This window comes from Qipengyuania flava (assembly GCF_019448255.1).
Classification (GTDB): domain Bacteria; phylum Pseudomonadota; class Alphaproteobacteria; order Sphingomonadales; family Sphingomonadaceae; genus Qipengyuania; species Qipengyuania flava_A.
In genome coordinates, this window is record NZ_CP080410.1 from 1,711,851 (window position 1) to 1,730,995 (window position 19,145).

17 protein-coding genes are annotated in these 19,145 nt (G+C 65.7%); 10 read left to right on the forward strand and 7 right to left on the reverse strand.

Translation table 11 applies throughout. The features are described 5' to 3' along the window. Nucleotides 1-55: 55 nt before the first annotated feature. Both secG and tpiA read right to left on the reverse strand, forming a co-directional pair. Nucleotides 56-412, reverse strand: coding sequence for a preprotein translocase subunit SecG (gene secG, locus KUV82_RS08470; RefSeq protein ID WP_219953865.1), 357 nt, complete (start codon nucleotides 410-412; stop codon nucleotides 56-58). Between the two features lie 93 nt (nucleotides 413-505). Next, on the reverse strand, nucleotides 506-1,267 hold the full coding sequence (gene tpiA, locus KUV82_RS08475) for a triose-phosphate isomerase (RefSeq protein ID WP_219953866.1): 762 nt from the start codon (nucleotides 1,265-1,267) through the stop codon (nucleotides 506-508). Between the two features lie 199 nt (nucleotides 1,268-1,466). Between tpiA and KUV82_RS08480 the strand changes: the two genes are divergently transcribed. The 8 genes from KUV82_RS08480 (at nucleotide 1,467) to lexA (ending at nucleotide 10,015) form a co-directional block, all read left to right on the forward strand. Further along, on the forward strand, nucleotides 1,467-3,401 hold the full coding sequence (locus KUV82_RS08480; RefSeq protein WP_219953867.1) for a peptidylprolyl isomerase: 1,935 nt from the start codon (nucleotides 1,467-1,469) through the stop codon (nucleotides 3,399-3,401). Between the two features lie 7 nt (nucleotides 3,402-3,408). Then, the gene (trpE, locus tag KUV82_RS08485; protein WP_219953868.1) at nucleotides 3,409-4,908 is read left to right on the forward strand and encodes an anthranilate synthase component I; all 1,500 of its coding nucleotides are present in this window, start codon (nucleotides 3,409-3,411) and stop codon (nucleotides 4,906-4,908) included. After that, complete coding sequence (locus KUV82_RS08490; protein ID WP_258319691.1) at nucleotides 4,905-5,756, forward strand: phosphodiester glycosidase family protein; 852 nt, start codon at nucleotides 4,905-4,907, stop codon at nucleotides 5,754-5,756. The genes trpE and KUV82_RS08490 overlap by 4 nt, the downstream gene beginning before the upstream one ends. Next, entirely contained in the window at nucleotides 5,756-6,718 is a 963-nt protein-coding gene (pip, locus tag KUV82_RS08495; RefSeq protein ID WP_219953870.1) for a prolyl aminopeptidase, read from the forward strand. Before KUV82_RS08490 ends, pip begins: the two co-directional genes overlap by 1 nt. A gap of 75 nt (nucleotides 6,719-6,793) precedes the next feature. Next, nucleotides 6,794-7,408, forward strand: coding sequence for an anthranilate synthase component II (locus tag KUV82_RS08500; protein ID WP_219953871.1), 615 nt, complete (start codon nucleotides 6,794-6,796; stop codon nucleotides 7,406-7,408). After that, complete coding sequence (gene trpD, locus KUV82_RS08505; protein WP_219953872.1) at nucleotides 7,405-8,397, forward strand: anthranilate phosphoribosyltransferase; 993 nt, start codon at nucleotides 7,405-7,407, stop codon at nucleotides 8,395-8,397. Before KUV82_RS08500 ends, trpD begins: the two co-directional genes overlap by 4 nt. Beyond that, entirely contained in the window at nucleotides 8,394-9,179 is a 786-nt protein-coding gene (trpC, locus tag KUV82_RS08510; protein ID WP_219953873.1) for an indole-3-glycerol phosphate synthase TrpC, read from the forward strand. Before trpD ends, trpC begins: the two co-directional genes overlap by 4 nt. A 146-nt stretch (nucleotides 9,180-9,325) precedes the next feature. Continuing rightward, a complete protein-coding gene (lexA, locus tag KUV82_RS08515) occupies nucleotides 9,326-10,015 on the forward strand; it encodes a transcriptional repressor LexA (protein ID WP_219953874.1) in 690 nt (229 codons plus the stop codon). A 20-nt stretch (nucleotides 10,016-10,035) separates the two neighbouring features. On the opposite strand, the gene KUV82_RS08520 is transcribed toward lexA, so the two are convergent. After that, the gene (locus KUV82_RS08520) at nucleotides 10,036-12,123 is read right to left on the reverse strand and encodes a ComEC/Rec2 family competence protein (protein ID WP_258319692.1); all 2,088 of its coding nucleotides are present in this window, start codon (nucleotides 12,121-12,123) and stop codon (nucleotides 10,036-10,038) included. Nucleotides 12,124-12,244: 121 nt separating this feature from the next. On the opposite strand from KUV82_RS08520, the gene gltX reads away from it, so the two are divergent. Both gltX and KUV82_RS08530 read left to right on the forward strand, forming a co-directional pair. Further along, nucleotides 12,245-13,693, forward strand: coding sequence for a glutamate--tRNA ligase (gene gltX, locus KUV82_RS08525; protein ID WP_219953876.1), 1,449 nt, complete (start codon nucleotides 12,245-12,247; stop codon nucleotides 13,691-13,693). Between the two features lie 10 nt (nucleotides 13,694-13,703). Then, on the forward strand, nucleotides 13,704-14,990 hold the full coding sequence (locus tag KUV82_RS08530) for a citrate synthase (RefSeq protein WP_219953877.1): 1,287 nt from the start codon (nucleotides 13,704-13,706) through the stop codon (nucleotides 14,988-14,990). Nucleotides 14,991-15,087: 97 nt separating this feature from the next. On the opposite strand, the gene KUV82_RS08535 is transcribed toward KUV82_RS08530, so the two are convergent. The 4 genes from KUV82_RS08535 to KUV82_RS08550 all read right to left on the reverse strand — a co-directional run bounded on the left by KUV82_RS08535 (nucleotide 15,088) and on the right by KUV82_RS08550 (nucleotide 19,084). Then, on the reverse strand, nucleotides 15,088-16,524 hold the full coding sequence (locus tag KUV82_RS08535; protein ID WP_219953878.1) for a sensor histidine kinase: 1,437 nt from the start codon (nucleotides 16,522-16,524) through the stop codon (nucleotides 15,088-15,090). A 1-nt stretch (nucleotide 16,525) separates the two neighbouring features. Further along, nucleotides 16,526-17,482, reverse strand: coding sequence for a hypothetical protein (locus KUV82_RS08540; RefSeq protein WP_219953879.1), 957 nt, complete (start codon nucleotides 17,480-17,482; stop codon nucleotides 16,526-16,528). Nucleotides 17,483-17,523: 41 nt separating this feature from the next. Next, nucleotides 17,524-18,702 carry a hypothetical protein gene (locus KUV82_RS08545; RefSeq protein ID WP_219953880.1) on the reverse strand — a complete coding sequence of 393 codons (1,179 nt, stop codon included), beginning with the start codon at nucleotides 18,700-18,702 and terminating at the stop codon, nucleotides 17,524-17,526. Nucleotides 18,703-18,787: 85 nt separating this feature from the next. Further along, nucleotides 18,788-19,084, reverse strand: a complete 297-nt coding sequence (locus tag KUV82_RS08550; protein WP_219953881.1) for an Hpt domain-containing protein — start codon at nucleotides 19,082-19,084, stop codon at nucleotides 18,788-18,790. Between the last annotated feature and the right edge of the window lie 61 nt (nucleotides 19,085-19,145).

Here is a 19,145-nt window from a genome sequence, read left to right on the forward strand (position 1 = left end):
ATGCAAATCGCGCCGCCGGCGCAGCGCAATCCACAGGCCAGCGATTTAGCGAGGGTTATTGGGCGACGTCAGCCAGCGGATCGTCCCCGGCAGGAGCGGCTTCGCCAGTGGTTGCCGGACCGAGCGGATCAGCCGGTGCCGCAGGCGCGACATTGCGATCCAGCGTCGATTCGATAGCGTCACCGCCGGTCGTGTCCACCGCAACTGCAGCCAGCGCGATCGACAGCAGGACGAACAGCACCGCCAGCCACTTGGTCGAGCGGGTCAGGAAGTCAGCCGCACCGCGCGCGCTGAGCATGCCCGAGGGGCTGCCGCCAATGCCAAGGCCGCCGCCTTCGCTGCGCTGCATCAGGATGACGCCGACAAGCGCGGCTGCGACAATCGCCTGGACGACGGTAAGGAAGAGGAACATCGAGGATACTCGTGGAACTGGATGGGCTGTTGCTCCCGCGCATTTAGGGGCGCGAGCGCGAAACGGCAAGGTAGGCCGGGATCAGGCCAGCGATTACGCCTCGTCGGATTCCGAAGCGCCGACTACGATGCCGAGAAAGCTCTCGGCCGTGAGGCTTGCCCCGCCCACCAGCGCACCGCCGACTTCCGGGGTCGAAAGGATCTCGCGGGCGTTCTCCGGCTTCACCGATCCGCCGTAGAGAATGCGGACCTGCGCAGAGACTTCCTCGCCGTAGGTCTTGTCGAGCAGCTCGCGGATAGCCCCGTGCATGGCGGCGATATCCTCGGTCGTGGCCGTGCGGCCGGTGCCGATCGCCCAGATGGGCTCGTAGGCGATGGTCAGGCGTTCGGCCGGATCCTCGAACGAGGCCAGCGCCGACTTGAGCTGGCGCAGCACGAAAGTCTCGGCATCGCCCGCGTCACGGGTTTCTAGCGTCTCGCCGCAGCACAGAATGACGCGCAGACCGGCTTCGAGAGCCGATTCGATCTTTTCGTTGATCAGTTTGTTCGTCTCGCCATGGTCCTGGCGGCGCTCGCTATGACCGAGGATGACGAATTTCGCGCCGGCGTCGGCCACCATCGAGGCGTTAATGTCGCCCGTGTGCGCGCCTTCGGGACCGGCATGGCAATCCTGGGCGCCCACGCCGATCTGCTCCGCCTCGCGGTGGACAGCGTGAATCAGGGTGTAAGGCGGAGCGACGGCAACCTCGACCTTCATGTACCGCTGTGCGGCACGGTCGATCGCGCGCGCTTCGCTGAGCATGGCGCGCGTGCCGTTCATTTTCCAGTTTCCGACGATGTAGGGCCGTTCGGCCATAGGGGGGTACCTGCAATCAGTGTGAATAGCGTGGCCCGCATATATGGGGCTTGGGATGCGCTCCGCTAGACAAGGTTTCTTCGCGCGTCAAAACCCTTTCCAACCTGTTGCCGACGGGTCGCAGGGCGGATAAAGCCCCCCAACCGACCCAGGCACCGCCTGAACGTCCGCTCCAAAGCAACGGGATCGCCCGCAAGTCATGTTCAAGTTTTTCCGCAATTTCTTTAAGACAAAGATCGGTCTTGCCATTGCGCTTGCCTTTCTCGGCCTGATCGCCCTCGCCTTCGCCAGCGCGGATGTTTCGAGCACCGGTACCTTTGGCGGCATTGCCGGAGGAGACCGGGTGGCCGTGGTCGGCGATGAAAAGATCTCGACCGCCGATCTTGTACGCGGGACGAACAATTCGATCGATCGCGTCCGCCAGGAACAGCCGACCATCACAATGCAGACGTTCCTGCGCGAAGGCGGCCTCGACATCGCGCTCGACGCGCTGATCGATCGCGCCGCGCTGACGGGATTTGCCCGCCAGTACGGGATTCGGGCAGGCGACAACCTGGTGAACAGCGAAATTCGCATGATCCCGGCGTTCCGCGGCCCGGATGGCAACTTCTCCGAAGATACCTACCGTCAGTCGCTGGCGATCCAGCGCATCACCGATGCGCAGGTCCGCGAAGACCTCGGGATCGGCCTGCTCTCGCAACAAGTCCTCATCCCGGCCAGCTTCGGCGCGACCGTGCCGGACCGCCTCGCCGAACGCTACGCCCAGCTGTTCCTCGAGCGCCGCCAAGGCTCGATCGCCCTGCTTCCGGCTGCCTCCTATGCCCCGACAGGCGAGGCCGATGCGGCAGTCGTTCGCAAGTATTACGACGACAACCGCGACCTGTTCGTGCGCCCCGAACGCCGCACGATCCGCTTCGCGACCTTCGATTCGGAAGCCCTTGGTGACCGGATCGAACCGACCGAGGCCGAAATCGCCGCCCGCTACGAGCGCGACGACGAACAATACGCGGCCAGCGAAACCCGCAATTTCACACAGATCATCGTCCCGACCGAAGCTGCGGCCAATTCGATCCGCGACCGCGTGATCGCAGGCGGCTCGTTCGAGCAGATCGCTCGTGAGGCCGGCTTGCGCGCAGCTCCCGTCACCGATGTCGATCGCGAGGGTCTCTCCTCGCAGGCCTCGCCGGCGGTTGCCGCAGCCTATTTCGCCGCCAATCGCGGCGCCATGACGACCCCGGCGCGCAGCCCGCTTGGCTGGCATGTCGCGCGGATCGATTCGATCGATACGCGCGCTGCCCGCACGCTGGCACAGGTCCGCGGCGAGATCACCGACACACTGCGCGAGGAAAAGCGCGTGCGCGGCCTTGCCGATCTCGCGACCGAGATCGAGGAACAGCTTTCCGACGGCGCAACCCTCGCTGAAGTGGCTGACGAGCTTGACCTCGAACTCACCACCACCGCTCCGGCGCTGGCCGACGGCCGCCTGTTCGAAACCCCGCAGCAGACTCTGCCGCAGGTGCTCGCCCCGGCTCTCGCCACCGCGTTCCAGATGGACGAGGAAGAGCCCGAAATCGCGCCGGTCAACGGCGGCCAGACCTATCTCGTCTACGAAGTGACCGCGATCACTGAAGCGGCCGTTGCGCCCTTCAGCGAGGTCGAGGAAGCGGCCGAGTTCCGCTGGCGCGCCGCCGAGGGCATGAAAGCCGCACAGGCCGCTGCAGAGCGCGTGATCGGCCGTCTGGACAAGGGTCAGACCATTGCGGCAGCCCTGTCGGCCGAAGAAGTCCGGGTGCCGCCCGCCCAGGCAATCGACATGACCCGCGAGGACCTTGCCCGCCAGCGCGAACAGCGCATCCCGCCGCCGATCGCCCTGCTCTTCAGCATGGCCGAAGGCACCAACAAGAAGCTCGAAGCCGCCAACAGCGCAGGGTTCTTCGTGGTCCGTGTCGACGACATCGCGATGGACGATATCGACGAAGACAACCCGCTGATCGCGCAGGCCAAGCGCCAGATGGGCCCCCTGCTCGGCGAGGAATACGCCCAGCAGCTGCGCACCGCCATGCGCGAAGAGCTCGGCGTGTCGCGCAACCCCTCGGCGATCGAGGCGGTTCGCAAGCAGCTCCTCGGCAACTGAGGCGCGCTTGGACACGGGTCTCAAGGGCGTTGATCGGGCGCGCCGCGCACTGGCGGATGGGCGACCCGCGCTCGTCTGGCGCGAAGTCGTTGCCGATACCGAAACACCGGTCGGCGCCGCGCTCAAGCTCTTCAAGGAAGGCCGCGGCGATTTCCTGCTGGAATCGGTGGAAGGCGGAGAGGTGCGTGGGCGGTACAGCCTGATCGGGCTCGACCCCGACCTGGTCTTCCGCGCCACCGGCGAAACAGCCGCGATCAACAGCCGCTGGCAGCACGACCGCGATGCTTTCGAGGATTGCGAGGGATCGACGCTCGAAAGCCTGCGCGCGCTAGTCGATTCCTGCCGCTGCTTTGTGCCTGAAGAGCTTCCGCCGGCCCTCGCCTGCTTGGTCGGGCATTTCGGCTACGAGACCATCGGCCTCGTCGAGAAGCTCCCCCGACCGGAGGAAAGCCCGCTTGCGCTGCCCGATATGCTGTTCGTGCGGCCGACGGTCCTCCTGGTCGTCGACCGGCTCAGCGATGCGCTCTTCTGTATTGCGCCGGTGTGGACGGACGGGACCATCGAACGCGCAGGTGAGCGGATCGACGAGGTCCTGCGCAAGCTTGCCGCACCAGCACACGGCAGCCCGGTCCATGCACCAGACCATCCCGAGCCTTCCCTCGCCCCCACCATGCCGGCGAGCGACTACGAAGCCATGGTTCTCAAAGCCAAGGAGTACATCGAGGCGGGCGACATCTTCCAGGTCGTGCTCGCGCAGCGCTTCACCTCGCCGTTCAGCCTGCCGCCCATGGCGCTCTACCGGGCGCTGAGGCGCGTGAACCCTTCGCCCTTCCTCTACTTCCTCGACATGCCGGGCTTTGCGATCGTGGGCTCGAGCCCCGAAATCCTCGTCCGGGTACGCGACGGAGACGTGACGATCCGACCGATTGCCGGCACAAGGCCGCGCGGCGCGACGCCGGCCGAGGATCGGCTCGCCGAGAGCGAGCTCCTGTCCGACCCGAAAGAGCGGGCCGAGCACTTGATGCTGCTCGACCTTGGGCGCAACGATGTCGGCCGCGTGGCCGAATCCGGCTCCGTTACCGTCACCGAGAGCTTCACTGTGGAGCGCTACAGCCACGTCATGCATATCGTCAGCAACGTCACCGGACGGCTCGATCCCTCGCGCGATGCCATCGATGCGCTGTTCGCCGGTTTCCCTGCGGGCACGGTCAGCGGCGCCCCCAAGGTGCGCGCCTGCGAGATCATTGCCGAGCTCGAACCGGCCACGCGCGGCGCCTATGCCGGCGGCGTCGGCTATTTTGCGCCCGATGGCTCGGTCGACAGCTGCATCGTACTGCGCACGGCGGTGGTGAAGGACGGGGTCATGCACGTGCAGGCGGGCGCAGGGATCGTTGCCGACAGCGACCCGGCCTATGAACAGCGCGAATGCGAAGCCAAGGCCGGCGCTCTGATCGCGGCCGCAAAGGAAGCGGTGCGCCTCGCGCGCGAACCGCAGTTCGGCCAGTGAGGGCGCTCGCTCTCTCGCTCGCGCTGCTGGCGCTGACAGCCTGCGAGGCCCAGCCCGAAGGCGAACCGGTCGCGCGCGCGCGGATCGACGGGCAGCCGATGGCAAACGCGCCGTCGCAAGCTCCCAGCGCCACCCCGACACCGACGCCCACACCGACGCTCGCCAGCGCACGGGAAAGCGCCTGCCGCTCGATTATCTTTGAGGATACTCCCCTAACCCATTGTCTTGCCGTGCCTTCGCGTCACAGCATCGCAATGGAGCTTGGGCCCCAGGGTCGCCCCTACCGCAGCCTTTCCTCCTTCGCCGCCGCCAGCGACCCGGCCACGATCGCCTTTGCGATGAACGCGGGCATGTATGACGAAGAGGGCCTGCCGATCGGCTATTTCGTGCGCGATGCGGAGCGGCTGAAAACGCTGAACACGGCCGATGGCATTGGCAATTTCCATATGAAACCGAACGGCGTGTTTTACGGCACCGATGGCGAATGGGTTGTGCGGTCGACCGACAGCTTCCTCGCCAATGTCACCGAACGCCCGCAGTTCGGCACGCAGTCCGGCCCGATGCTGGTGATCGACGGGGCCATCCATCCCGAGATCAGCCGCGACGGCCCTTCCCGCCTCGTGCGCAACGCGGTTGGCGTCGATGACACCGGCCGCGCGCATTTCGTCATTTCCAACGCGCCGATTTCTTTCGGCAAGCTCGCCCGCTTCTACAAGGACGAGCTCGAGGTGAAGAACGCCCTGTTCCTCGACGGCAACGTATCGCTGCTGTGGAACCCGGCCACCGACCGCCTCGATACCGGCGCCCCCATCGGCCCTATCGTGGTCGTGAAGAAGAAAGCCTCCTGATGACCGAGACCCGCCGCACGCTCTATCCCGAGATCGAACCTTATGAGACCGGCATGCTCGATGTCGGCGAGGGGCATTCGCTCTATTGGGAACGCGTGGGCACAAAGGGCGCGAAACCGGCCGTGTTCCTGCACGGCGGTCCGGGAGGCGGCATGTCGCCCGACCATCGCCGCCAGTGGGATCCCGAACTTTACGACGTCCTTTTGTTCGACCAGCGCGGCTGCGGCCAGTCGACCCCCTTCGCCGAGATCGAGAACAACGACACTTGGCGCATCGTCGATGATATCGAGAAGCTGCGCGAGATGTGCGGCCACGAGAAGTGGCAGGCCTTTGGTGGCAGCTGGGGCTCGACCCTCGCCCTCGCCTACGCGCAGAAATATCCCGAGCGGGTCAGCGAGCTGGTGTTGCGAGGCGTGTTCCTGGCCAGGCAGACGGAGAAAGACTGGCTCTACACCTACGGTGCAAGCGAGATCATGGCCGAGGAGTGGGACGCGTTCTCCGGCCTGATCCCCGAAGACGAGCGCTCTGACCTCGTCAAAGCCTATTACGAGCGCCTGACCAGCGAGGACGAGGCCACACGCCTGGAAGCGGCCAAGCGATGGTCGCTGTGGGAAGGCAATGTCGCCACCCTGCTACCCGATCCCGCGCTGCTCGACAGCTTTGCCGATCCGTCCAAGGCGGTCCCCTTCGCACGCATCTGCGCCAAGTTCTTCCTCGAGGATTTCTTCCTCACCGAAGCCCAGCTGCTGGCCGATGTCGACAAGCTCGCCGGCATTCCCGGCATCATGGTCCAGGGCCGGCACGATATCTGCACCCCGCCGACCTCGGCCTGGGCGCTCAAGAAGGCCTGGCCCGAAGCGGAGCTGTGGATCGTGGACGATGCAGGCCACAGCGCGGGCGAACCGGGCATCATCGACGGCCTGGTGCGGGCGACGGACAAGCTCGCTGACAAGCCGGCGTGACGTCACCCTGACATTTCGCGCCTCGCAGCTTTCCTTGCTTGAAAGCGCGGTCCCACCCCTTCATTGACGCCACGAATGACCGACGCACGCTCCATCCTTGTCATCGACAATTACGACAGCTTCACCTTCAACCTCGTCCATTACCTTATGGAACTGGGCGCCAGGGTGGAGGTGGTGCGCAATGACGCCATTTCCGCAGCCGACGCCATCGCAGGCGGGCATGCCGGCTACCTGATATCGCCCGGTCCCTGCACGCCGAACGAGGCGGGCGTCAGTCTCGACCTCGTGGCGGCCTGCGCCGATGCAGGCAAGCCGCTTCTTGGCGTGTGCCTCGGCCACCAGTCGATCGGCCAGCATTTCGGCGGTCGCGTGGTGCGCGGCGGGCTGATGCATGGCAAGACCTCGCCGGTAACGCATGACGGCACTGGCGTCTTCGCAGGCCTACCCTCGCCTTATACCGCGACCCGCTATCACTCGCTGATTGTCGAGGACATTCCCGAGTGCCTGGCAATCAACGCGACCAGCGAAACGCCCGGTCTCGACGGCAGCAGCGTGATGGGCTTCCGTCATCGCGAGCTGCCGATCCATGGGGTGCAGTTCCACCCGGAAAGCATCGCCACCGAACACGGCCACGCCCTGCTCGCCAATTTCCTCGAAATCTGCGGCATCGAAACGAAAGCCATAGCATGAAGCACCTGCCCCTCGCCGTCCCGCACATGAGCGAACAAGAGGCCGAAGAGGTCTTCGGCTGGATCCTCGATGGCGAGGCAAGCGCCGAGGAAATCGCACGCTTCCTGCTGGCCATGACGGACCGCAGCGAAACGGCGGACGAGATTGCCGGGGCCGCCCGCGCCCTGCGCGCACGCTACATCCCGGTCGAAGGGCCCGACAATGCAATCGACGTGTGCGGCACCGGCGGTGACGGGCACCACACGCTCAACGTCTCGACCGCCGTCGGCCTGGTCGTGGCCGCTTGCGGGGTGCCGGTCGCACGGCACGGCAACCGCGCGATCTCCTCGCTGTCGGGCGTTGCCGATACGCTGGAGGTTCTCGGCCTCGACATGGAGGCCGCCGGACGCACGGCCGAGAAGACGCTGGCGGAACTCGGCATCTGCTTCCTCTTCGCGCCAAACCACCACCCGGCGATGCGCCGCATCCAGCCCATCCGCAAGAAGCTCGGCCGACGCACGATCTTCAACCTCATGGGGCCGCTGTCGAACCCGGTCGGCGTGAAACGTCAGCTGATCGGCATCGCGCGCCCCGGCTATGTCTCAATCTATGGCGAGGCTACCGCGCGCCTCGGCACCGAGCGCACTTTCATTGTCTCGGGCGACGAGGGCCTTGACGAACTGAGCCTTGCCGGCGGGAACGAGCTTGCCGATGTCACCGGCAACGAATTTGCGATGCGCCGGGTCGATGCGGGCATGGCGGGCCTTGAAAACGCTCCGCTGGACGCGATCCGTGGCGGCGACCCTGCTCACAACGCCAAGGCTCTGTCCGGTCTGCTCGCGGGCGATACGGGCGCCTATCGCAACACGGTCCTGTTCAACTCGGCCGCCGCCCTGATGGTGGCCGGTGTTGCCGAGGACTGGGAGAGCGGCGCGGCGATGGCCGCGGAATCGATCGACAGCGGAAACGCTGCCAAGTTGCTCGCCGACTGGATTGCGCTCGCCCGATGAACAAGCTGGAAGAAATCTGCGCGACCAAGCGCGAGGAAGTGGCCGCGCGCAAGGCTGATTGGAGCCTCGCCGATCTCGAAGCCGCCGCGCGGGAAGCCTCCGCCCCGCGCGGGTTTCGCGCCGCGCTCGAACGCGCGCAGGACGATGGATTCGGCCTGATCGCGGAGATCAAGAAGGCTTCCCCCTCCAAGGGCCTGATCCGGGCCGATTTCCAGCCTGCGGACCACGCCCGCGCCTATGCCGCTGGCGGTGCCGCGTGCCTGTCGGTGCTGACCGATGCGCCCTATTTCCAGGGCCATGAGGATTACCTCCTCGAAGCCCGCGCGGCTTGCGACCTGCCGGTCCTGCGCAAGGATTTCATGGTCGACACCTGGCAGGTCGCCGAGGCGCGGGCGCTGGGCGCCGATGCGATCCTGATCATCGTCGCCGCGCTCGAAGACAGCGCGATGGCGGATATCGAAGCCGCCGCTATCGAACACGGGATGGACGTGCTGGTCGAAGTCCACGACCGCGCGGAGCTGGAACGCGCAGCGCAGCTCCGCTCGCGGCTGATCGGCGTGAACAACCGCGATTTGAAGACTTTTACCACCGATCTGGCGACAACCGAGCTGCTCGCCCCGCTCGCCCCGGAAGGAAGCCTGCTGGTCGGGGAAAGCGGCATTGGCACGCATGCCGATTGTCAGCGGCTGGCCCGCGCCGGCGTGCGCAGTTACCTCGTGGGCGAAAGCCTTATGCGCAAGGACGATGTCGAAGCCGCCACCCGCGCGTTGCTGGGCCGCTGATCGACGCCCCGAGAGCAAAGCGGGAACAGCTGTTCCACTGCAACCTGCTCGAAAATGGCGGGATTGCTTGACGCCCCTCGAAAAGTTGCTTACTTGTTCCGCATTCGTTCACAGGTTTGTGAACAGGCGAAACGGGAGCTCGCACCATGCTGACGGCAAAGCAGCACGAATTGATCCGCTTCATCCAGCAGCGGCTGGAGGAGACGGGAATTTCCCCCAGTTTTGAAGAAATGAAGGAAGCGCTCGACCTCAAGAGCAAGTCGGGCGTCCACCGGTTGATCTCGGCGCTGGAAGAACGCGGCTTTATCCGCCGCCTTCCCAACCGCGCCCGCGCGCTCGAAGTGGTCAAGCTGCCCGAAGACGCGGTGATGGGCTCGCCCAAGGCAGCCAACACGAACGATGCCATGGCAAGCGCGCTGACGGCCAAGGCCGTGGCGCCCGAACCGGCGAATGACATCATCGACGTGCCGCTTCACGGCCGTATCGCGGCCGGCGCCCCGATCGAGGCGATCGAAGGCCAGTCCAGCATGCCGGTGCCCGCAGCCCTGCTCGGACCGGGCGAGCACTACGCGCTCGAAGTCTCGGGCGACTCCATGATCGAAGCGGGCATTTTCGATGGCGACTTCGCGCTGGTGAAGCGCACGGACAGCGCGCGCGATGGGGAAATCGTGGTTGCGCTCGTCGATAACGAAGAAGCGACGCTCAAATACCTGCGCCGTGATGCGGGCCGCGTGCGGCTCGATCCGGCAAACGGCGCTTACGAGCCGCAGATCTACGAACCCGGCCGCGTGCAGGTCCAGGGCAAGCTAGCCGGCCTGCTGCGCCGCTACCACTGATCCGGTCGGCGCGCGCCTCGCTAGCGGCGCGCGCGCCACCAGCCATGCGCGCCCTGGTCGCGAGCCACTGTCTCTATCCGTTCCTGCGATAGATAAAGCGCGGTGCCCCCTTCTCGATCGAGGAACCTTCGGTCCGCCTTGAGCCAGCGGGGCTGGCAGCTGCGCGGTAGATAGCGATCGGCGATGACGATGTCGGACTGCGTGCAGGCTGCGGCCAGGGCGCGTTCCTCGACAAGGTCACGATTTCGCGCGACAAGGACAATCCAAGTGCGATCCTCGCGCTCCAGGCGCAGGGTGCAAAACTGGTCGCTGCACCGGCTCCCCTGCCATTGCGAGATCAGCACCGGTGCATCCTCGCTGCCGGCAAGCTCGAGCAGATTATCCTGCGCGTAGCCACCCTCACTGTCACGCAACACCAGCAGGGCTTCGGCTTCATTGGCAACGCCTATATCGCGCCCATCGCGAGTGATGAGAATATCGGGAACCGGCGCGCTCGCCATGAGCGCTGCAGAAAGTGCAATGGGCGCCAAGCCCCACAGCCTAGGCCGCCCCTGCCACAAGGCCAGCCACAAGGCGCCCGCCAGATAAAGCGCCATGGCCCCCATGCCGATGCGCGGGGCGAGCTTCACCGAACCCGGAAGATCGGCAAAAAGATGGGCAATACCGATCAGCAGGTCGAGCGAATGCCCCACCAGCCACCACACCGGCGCCCCCGCCCCTACGAGGTCCAGCACCAGCGCCAGCGCGACCAGCGGCATGGAGACGAAGGTCACCAGTGGAATGGCGATCAGGTTCGCAGCCGCTCCATAAACACCGGCCCTGTGAAAGTGGAAAAGGACGATCGGCATCAGCGCCAATTCTATGACCATGCCGGTCAGGAACAGCACCGCCATGCGCCGCGCCAAGCGCCGCCCCCAACTCTCTTCACGCGGGGCAAGAAAGTCCCGCAGCCGCTGGACGTTGTGGAGGGAGACGATCGCTAGGACCGCGGCAAAGCTCATCTGGAAGCTCGGCCCCACCAGCGACTCCGGCCACAGGGCCAGCACGACGCCGGCTGCGATGGCAACCATGCGCAATGACAGCGGTTCGCGGCCCAGCGCCAGCGCGACCAGCACCAGCAAGGCCCCGATGCAGCTGCGCACGGTTGGCACTTCGGCGCCTGTGAGCAGCGTGTAGCCAATGCCCGCAAGCGCCGCGGCGGCTGCGGCGACCAGCGGCAGGCGCACGCGCAGCACCAGCCAGGGCCACAGCGCAAGCGTCTTGAGCACCAGCAGATAGGCCGCCGCGATCAGCGCGCTCACATGCAGGCCGCTGATCGAGAGCAAATGCGTGAGACCGGAATCGCGCATCGCCTCCTCATCGGCCTCCGGAATCGCACCGCGGTCTCCGCTCGCCAGCGTGGCGGCAATGGCCCCGGCCGTCCCGTCGACATGACTGCGGACATGGGCCGAGAGGCGCCGCTGGATCGAGGCAAGCGACAGTTCGGAGGGTGGCGGCGGCTCAACCAGCTCTATAGACCCGACCGCCGATCCCGTCGCCGAAAGGCCGTCGAACCAGGCCCGCCGCGCGAAATTGTAAGCGCCCGGCACGATCGGCGGCGATGGCGGCATCAGCCGGGCGGACAGACGGATCCGCGCACCTTCACGGAACAGGGGCTGGTCGTTTTCCAGCGGTATATTGATCCGGTAAGCGAGCGCCTGGCCGGTCTCCGCCTCGCGTGCCGCCACCGTGAGCCGCACGCGGCCTTCCGCTGGCTGCTCCTCGCGGCCCAGGATACGCGCATCGATCCGCTCGAAACGCGGTGCGGGGATCGGCTCGGCGCCGACTATCGATGAACGCGCCCAGACCAAGGCTACGCCCAGCGCAATGGCGAGCGCCAGCGACACGAGCGCGGCGTGCGAATACGGCCGGTCATCGCGCGTTTTCCACGCGATCGCCGCCAACGCCGCAACCGACAGGCTCGTGGCGATGATCAGGAGCCATTGCCACGCCGCACCAAAATAGAACCAGGCCCCGATCCCGGCGGCGAAGGCCACCACCAGCCAGGGCCCGCGATCGAACGCGGCGGCCTCGAGAAAACCCTCAAACCGCCCGGCAAAACTGGACATTGGACCGCGCATACGCCAAGGGCGCGGCACAGTTTCGCGGGTCTCCTCGCCCGCATCCCCCATCGGTACCGAAGGCGTCCCTCGTGTCGCCATGCAAGTGTTTGAAAGGAAACGTGAGACAATGGCAAGCGATAGTGGCAGCAAGGCCGCCGAGGTCGTCACCCGCTTCGCCCCCTCGCCCACGGGTTATCTGCATATTGGCGGGGCGCGTACGGCGCTGTTCAACTGGCTGTTCGCGCGCCATCATGGTGGCCGCGCGCTGCTGCGTATCGAAGACACCGACAAGAAGCGCAGCACACAGGATGCGATCGACAAGATCATCGAAGGGCTCGATTGGCTCGGCCTCGATTTCGACGAAGCGCCGATCTTCCAGTCCGACCGCGCCGATCGCCACGCCGAAGTTGCGCACAAGCTGCTGGAGGCCGGCCACGCCTACAAATGCTTCGCCACGCCCGAAGAGCTCGAGGCAATGCGCGCCGAGCAGCGCGCCAACAAGCAGCCCATGCGCTACGACCGCCGCTGGCGCGACCGCGATGAAAGCGAAGCCCCCGCCGGCGCGCCCTTCGTGATCCGTCTCAAGGTCCCGACCGATGGCGAAACGACCATCGAAGACCAGGTCCAGGGCAAGGTCACGGTTAAGAACGCGGAGATCGACGACTACGTCCTGCTGCGCGCCGACGGCACGCCGACCTACATGCTCGCCGTGGTGGTCGACGATCACGACATGGGCATCACCCACATCATCCGCGGCGACGACCATCTGAACAACGCCTTCCGCCAGCTGCCGATCATCCGCGCCATGGACACGATCGAGGGCGACTGGCCCGACCCGATCTACGCCCATGTCCCGCTGATCCACGGCCCGGACGGCGCGAAGATGTCTAAGCGTCACGGTTCGGTCGGTGTCGAAGCCTACCGCGACGAAGAAGGCGTGCTGCCCGAAGCGCTGTTCAACTACCTTCTGCGCCTTGGCTGGGGTCACGGCGACCGCGAGGAGATTTCCAAGGACGAAGCGATCGAGCTGTTTGACCTCGACGGCGTCGGCAAGGGACCCGCGCGCTTCGACATCAAGAAGCTGCAAAACCTCAACGGCCACTACATCCGCGAGGCGGACGATGCACGTCTGGCCGAAATCGTGGCCGCAAAGATGGGCGATCACGCCGACGTGACGCTGCTCACCGAGGCCATGCCGGTGCTCAAAACCCGCGCAAGGTCCATCAATGAACTTGTTGAGGGTGCAGGATTTCTTTTCGCAACACGCCCCCTTTCCATGACGGACAAGGCGGCGAGCCTGCTGGACGACGATGGGCGCGCCCGGCTGGCTGGCCTGTCAAAAATGCTGCACCTGCAAAATGACTGGACAATCGAGGCGCTGGAGGCCAGTACGAAATCGTATGCGGAGTCCCTCGAACTGGGTCTCGGCAAGCTCGCGCAGCCCATGCGCGCAGCGCTGACGGGCACAACCACGTCGCCCGGCATTTTCGATGTGTTGGTCCTGTTGGGCAAGGAAGAGTCGCTCCTGCGTATCGACGCGCAGGCCTCGCCCACAGGCACAGATGAGAACGAGTGAGGAGACACGCGTGGCCGACAAGCAGGCAACCCTCGATCTGGGCGGACAGACCCAGGAATTTCCCGTGCTGCAGGGCAGCGTCGGCCCCGATGTGGTCGATATCCGCAAGCTCTACGGCGCGACCGGCAAGTTCACCTACGACCCGGGCTACAAGTCGACCGCCAGCTGCGAAAGCGCGCTGACCTATATTGACGGCGAAGCCGGTGTCCTGCTGCACCGCGGCTACCCGATCGGCCAGCTGGCCGAGCATTCGAGCTTCATGGAAGTCAGCTACCTGCTGCTGAACGGCGAACTGCCGACGGCGGACGAGCTGGAGACTTTCAACGACACCATCACCCGCCACACGATGGTCCACGACCAGCTGCGCCAGTTCTACCAGGGTTTCCGCCGCGACGCGCACCCGATGGCGATCATGTGCGGCGTGGTCGGCGCCCTGTCGGCCTTCTACCACGACAGCACCGACATTTCGGATCCCGAGCATCGCAAGATCAGCTCGCACCGCCTCATCGCAAAGATGCCGACGATTGCGGCCATGGCGTACAAATACGCCGTGGGTCAGCCGTTCCTTCAGCCGAAGAACGACCTCAGCTACACCGGCAACTTCCTGCGCATGACCTTCGGCGTTCCGGCCGAGGAATACGAAATCCACCCCGCCATCGAAAAGGCGATGGACCGGATCTTCATCCTTCATGCCGACCACGAGCAGAACGCCTCGACCTCGACCGTGCGCCTTGCCGGTTCCTCGGGAGCGAACCCGTTTGCCTGTATGGCGGCCGGCATTGCCTGCCTGTGGGGCCCCGCGCACGGCGGCGCCAACGAAGCGGCGCTCAACATGCTGCAGGAAATCGGCTCGCCCGATCGCATCCCGCACTACATCGAGCGCGCCAAGGACAAGAACGACCCGTTCCGCCTGATGGGCTTCGGTCACCGCGTCTACAAGAACTACGACCCGCGCGCGACGGTCATGCAGAAGACCCTGCGCGAGGTGTTCGAAGCGCTCAACGTCAACGACCCGGTCTTCGAAACCGCGCTGCGCCTTGAAGAGCTCGCTCTCAACGACGACTACTTCAAGGAAAAGAAGCTGTTCCCGAATGTGGACTTCTACTCGGGCATCATTCTCAACTCGATCGGTTTCCCGACGACCATGTTCACCGCGCTCTTCGCCCTCGCCCGCACCGTCGGCTGGGTCGCGCAGTGGAACGAGATGATCTCGGATCCCGCACAGGTCATCGGCCGCCCGCGCCAGCTCTACACGGGCCCGACCGAGCGCGACTACGTGCCGATCGAAAAGCGTTAAGCGCTTATACCGTGATAAATGAAAAGGGGCGTCCATCGGGCGCCCCTTTTTGATTCCAGCCTGAGAAGATGAGGGACTTAGGCCCTGAACGAGCCGGTCAGTCGTCGTCTCGGAATTCGGGCATTTTGGGACCCCCGCGCGGTTCCTTTCGCAAATCGTCCGCTGCCGGCACCGAAAGGGTGAAGCGTGCGCCTTGCCCCTTGGCGCTTTCCACCGTCAGGTCGCCGTCCATCGCGCGGGCAATCCGGCGCGAGATGTAGAGCCCAAGACCCGATCCGCCATCACCGCTGCGACCCAAGCGCTCGAACTTCTCGAACACCCGCTCCTGCTGCTCGGGCTCAAGCCCGTGACCCTGGTCGGCTACGGTAATCAACGCACGGTTGCCGATCCGGTCGAGCCGGATCCAGACCTGGCTGTCCTCGGGCGAATACCTAATGGCGTTGCCCACGAGGTTAAGGAGGATCTGCAGCACGCGGCGGAATTCCGCGATCGCAAGCTGGCTTTCGCCTTCCGGCGGGGCGACCAGCGTGATTCCTTTCTCGCGCGCCCGCACACCTAGGATCCCGCAAGCGCGCCGAGCCACGTCGGCCAGCTCGATACGGTCGGGTGCGGTCGCAAAGTCGTCCGATTCCACCACTTCGAGATCGGACAGGTCGTCGATCAGCGCGAGCAGGTGCTGCGCAGCTGTAGCGATGTCGGCGGCGTAGGAGCTGTATTCGTCCGCCAGCGGTCCGGCGAGCTTGGTGCGGATCGTCTCGGCGTTGGCGATGATGCGGTTGATCGGCTGGCGCAGGACCGGCGTCAGATCGCGCCCGAAGGAAGGCCCTTCGCCCTGCTCGTCCTGGTCCTCCACCGGCGAACCCGACAGCGGGCTTTCAGCCGTGAGATAGAGCACGAAGCCCGCGCTGCCGGGCTGCGGCTGGCCGAGCGGTTCGAGATGCGCGGTCCATTGGCGACTCGACCCGTCGATCTCGCACTTGGCCCCGTCGAGCAGGCGCCAGTGAAGCGGTTGCTGGTGCGTGTTGCCCGGCAGGCGCACGAAGTCCGTCCACGGCTTGCCGACATTCGCAAGCGCCGTGGCGGCAAACTCGCCGAGGTCGCTTGCCTCGGTATCGACCGAGAGCAGGCGCTGGTTGGAATCGAGCCGCGCGGTGCAATCGGCAAGGTGGCGGTTGATCTCCACGCGCCGCCGCGCCGTCTCGATCTCGTTTTCCGGCGGAAGCGGTTCGGTATTCCAGCTCACGACGTCGATCGAGCAGCCCCGCCCCTCGTCGCTGCCCTCGGCGTCGGGCGTGATCTCCACCCAGGCGGTAATGCGGTTCTCGCCGTCGACCGCTTCGAACTGGCGGGCGAGCCGCAGGCCGAAACGCTGCGCTTTCTCCACCAGCGCAAGCAGCTCGGGGATGGCAAGGCGTGTACCGATCGCACCACCACAGGCGTGCTGCAGGCGTGCCAAAACTTCGTCAGCGGAGACAAGCTTGCCTTCGGCATCGACCGTGGCGCTGGCCAGGTAGCGGGTTCCTACGCTGGCCATATCAGGCGGCTCCTACCGGTGTGGATTCGGCCAGCATCCGGCGGGCTTCTTCGAGCGGCATGCCTGCAATCTCACGCAAGGGCACGGCCTGCGGGTTGAGGCGTAGCACCTGGCGTTCCACGGCTGCGGTATCGAGCCCGGCAGCCCTGAGGCCCAGCGCTAGCCGGGCGGTCTGCTGGTGATGGGTCGAGAGCACTGCGGCGACGCGCGATTGACCCGAACGTGCCGCAAGCGCGGAAAGGAACAGGGCCGTGCCCGCCTGATCGATATCGAGCGCGCGCTGGCCCTCGCCGCCCATGCCGGCAACGACCCGCGCGAGCAGCGACTGGCGCCCGGCGCCTTCGTCATAGGCATTGCGCAGCTTGGCCTCGGCGCGGATCATCGCATCGGAGCGAAGCTGGCCGCTGTAGGCGCGCCAACCCATCAGCAAATAGTGGAACAGGTCACCGGGAAGCTCGCTCAGCGGCAATTCCATCCGCCGCTGGGTCTGGGCGAAGCGGGCCTGCGCGGTGAGCGAGGCCATAGCCGCGCTCGCAAGGCTGCTGTCGTCCGACGCGATGAGTTCCTGGACAACCGGCGAAAGCACCGGATCGATGCCGTACTGGACTTCGAGCCGTTCAGTCAGCTGCCATTCCAGCGCCAGCGCGTGGCAATGGGCAAGCAGCGCCGGGCTGCCGAAGAAATGCTCCGCCAGCGCCTCGCCATGACGGTCGGCAAAGGCTTCGCGCCCGGCCTGGCCGGCGGCTTCTGCCTGTGCGCGCAGGACCTGCCAGGCCAGATGGTGGCACATGCCGCGGATGCGCGCGACGATCTCGTCGCTGAACAACGAATGGTCGGGCGTTGCGAGCAGATGCGACAGGATCGGCCCGATGCGCGCAAGCGTCGCGTTCCCGCGCGCGAGCGCGTCGCGAAGGCTTTCCTTGTCGGCCTCGGCCGAAGGGGATGCAGCGTCAGGCATCGGCATGGTCCGGTGGTAGCATCGGCATGGTTAATCGCCGGTTAGTCCCGCGGCTCTGCCGTGAGAAAAAGCGTAATCAGCACGGCAAGCGACAAAACCGCCACGACAGGCTGCGTGACCCCGAAGAAAACCGCCGGAATAAGGAGCGCAATCAGCGCAATGCGATCGGCGTAGGTGCGCCGCCATTTGCTGGCGCTGATCCGTTCACCGAGGTGGAGCAAGCCCAGCAGGACGGCGGGCACGAAGAGGCGCAACCAGCCCATCTCTTCAGGCGATGCGAGGGCGATCAGCACAAGGAGCAGCGGGTCGAGCAGGATCGCGATTGCCTGCGCCAGCGCTGGCACGCGTGGGCGCACCTGTCCGGCGCTTGAAACACGGCGGACCACCTCTTCCATGGCGAACAGCAGGGCGCTGAGCCCGGCAAGGCCAAAGCCGGGCAATGTCCATCCGCCCAATGCGAGCGAGAGACCGGAAAGACCCGCCAGCGCCGAGGAGAGCGACAGTACGCGCGGCAGGTTCCCGCCCATCGTATCCTGCGCAAGCCGCGCGCCCATGCGCTCGGCTATCGCGAGGCCCGGCGCGGAAAAGGGCGCCACATTGGCGTGCCCGGCGACCCAGCTGCGTTCGCGTGTGGCCAGCTCCTCAGGGGACGGGTCACGCAGCCACACGGTCTCGTCGAGCAACCGCGTTTCGAGCGGATGGGTCCTCACCCCCGACTGGAGGGCAATGCGGAGCAGTGCCGATGGCGTGTCGACATCTTCGGGAAGCTGCGCGAGTTGCTCGACCGCAGTGCCGCGCACCAGCAGCGCTCCAGCCCATGCGAAGTGCGCATCGATACGCTCGTAACCACGTGCAACCGCCGGGTCCTCGGGAAACACCAGCACGCAGGGCTTTGCTAGGTGTTTGAGGATCGCGTCTTCGTCGGGCAGGACGCCGGGCGCCAGCACCAGCAACTCGTCCTGCGCCGACACCAGCCCCGACAGCTTGCGCGCTTCGCGAAGGGCAATGAACCGCGCGCCGGCCGCCTCTGCGCGGTGCTGGAGGTCCATCACCTCGCGTCCGACCGTGTTGGCAAGGCAGGCAATGGTTTCGCAACCGGCGGCCAGCGCCATGTCGAGCTGGCGTTCCACCAGGCGCGCACCGGCAATCGATCGGTACGGCGCGGGGACGGTGCGCGTATCAGCTTGGCTATCGAGCACGGACAGCAGGGCGGCGCGCACGCGGAACTCCGGTTGCAACGGTTGGGACGCCTACCGCTTTAGGGCCGTGTTGCCGCAATCGCCAAGCGTTGCGGCGGGTTTACCCTCAGCCGAGCGCGCCTACGAACGCGTCGATCCGCTTAAGAACCGTGGGCTCTCCCGGTGCGGCAGTCAGCGCTTCATCGGCAAGCTCAATGAGCTCGTCGGCATGGAAGCTTGCAGCAATGGCGTGCAGTTTGCCAGCAGCCAATTCCCAGTTCCCGTCGCAGCGCGAGCGGCGAAGCAGATCGAGCTGGCGTGCGCAGCTGTCGGCAAAGGCCACGCGCAGTTCGTTCTTGAGCGACAGATCGTCGCCCGCTGCGGTCGCCAATGCGGCATCGAATCCGGTAGAGTGATACGCCATGGCCACAGACTGGCACCAAAGCGGTTAATTGTGGTTTAAGCCCAAGGCGTTTGGTGGTAGT

What these genes read in the sequence shown, in the direction of transcription:
- KUV82_RS08550 (WP_219953881.1), bottom strand. Translation starts at nt 19,084, where the DNA reads ATGGCGTATCACTCTACCGGATTCGATGCCGCATTGGCGACCGCAGCG.
- KUV82_RS08520 (WP_258319692.1), bottom strand. Translation starts at nt 12,123, where the DNA reads ATGTCCAGTTTTGCCGGGCGGTTTGAGGGTTTTCTCGAGGCCGCCGCG.
- KUV82_RS08535 (WP_219953878.1), bottom strand. Translation starts at nt 16,524, where the DNA reads ATGGCCAGCGTAGGAACCCGCTACCTGGCCAGCGCCACGGTCGATGCC.
- tpiA (WP_219953866.1), bottom strand. Translation starts at nt 1,267, where the DNA reads ATGGCCGAACGGCCCTACATCGTCGGAAACTGGAAAATGAACGGCACG.
- pip (WP_219953870.1), top strand. Translation starts at nt 5,756, where the DNA reads ATGACCGAGACCCGCCGCACGCTCTATCCCGAGATCGAACCTTATGAG.
- gltX (WP_219953876.1), top strand. Translation starts at nt 12,245, where the DNA reads ATGGCAAGCGATAGTGGCAGCAAGGCCGCCGAGGTCGTCACCCGCTTC.
- lexA (WP_219953874.1), top strand. Translation starts at nt 9,326, where the DNA reads ATGCTGACGGCAAAGCAGCACGAATTGATCCGCTTCATCCAGCAGCGG.
- trpD (WP_219953872.1), top strand. Translation starts at nt 7,405, where the DNA reads ATGAAGCACCTGCCCCTCGCCGTCCCGCACATGAGCGAACAAGAGGCC.
- KUV82_RS08500 (WP_219953871.1), top strand. Translation starts at nt 6,794, where the DNA reads ATGACCGACGCACGCTCCATCCTTGTCATCGACAATTACGACAGCTTC.
- trpC (WP_219953873.1), top strand. Translation starts at nt 8,394, where the DNA reads ATGAACAAGCTGGAAGAAATCTGCGCGACCAAGCGCGAGGAAGTGGCC.
- KUV82_RS08540 (WP_219953879.1), bottom strand. Translation starts at nt 17,482, where the DNA reads ATGCCTGACGCTGCATCCCCTTCGGCCGAGGCCGACAAGGAAAGCCTT.
- secG (WP_219953865.1), bottom strand. Translation starts at nt 412, where the DNA reads ATGTTCCTCTTCCTTACCGTCGTCCAGGCGATTGTCGCAGCCGCGCTT.
- KUV82_RS08480 (WP_219953867.1), top strand. Translation starts at nt 1,467, where the DNA reads ATGTTCAAGTTTTTCCGCAATTTCTTTAAGACAAAGATCGGTCTTGCC.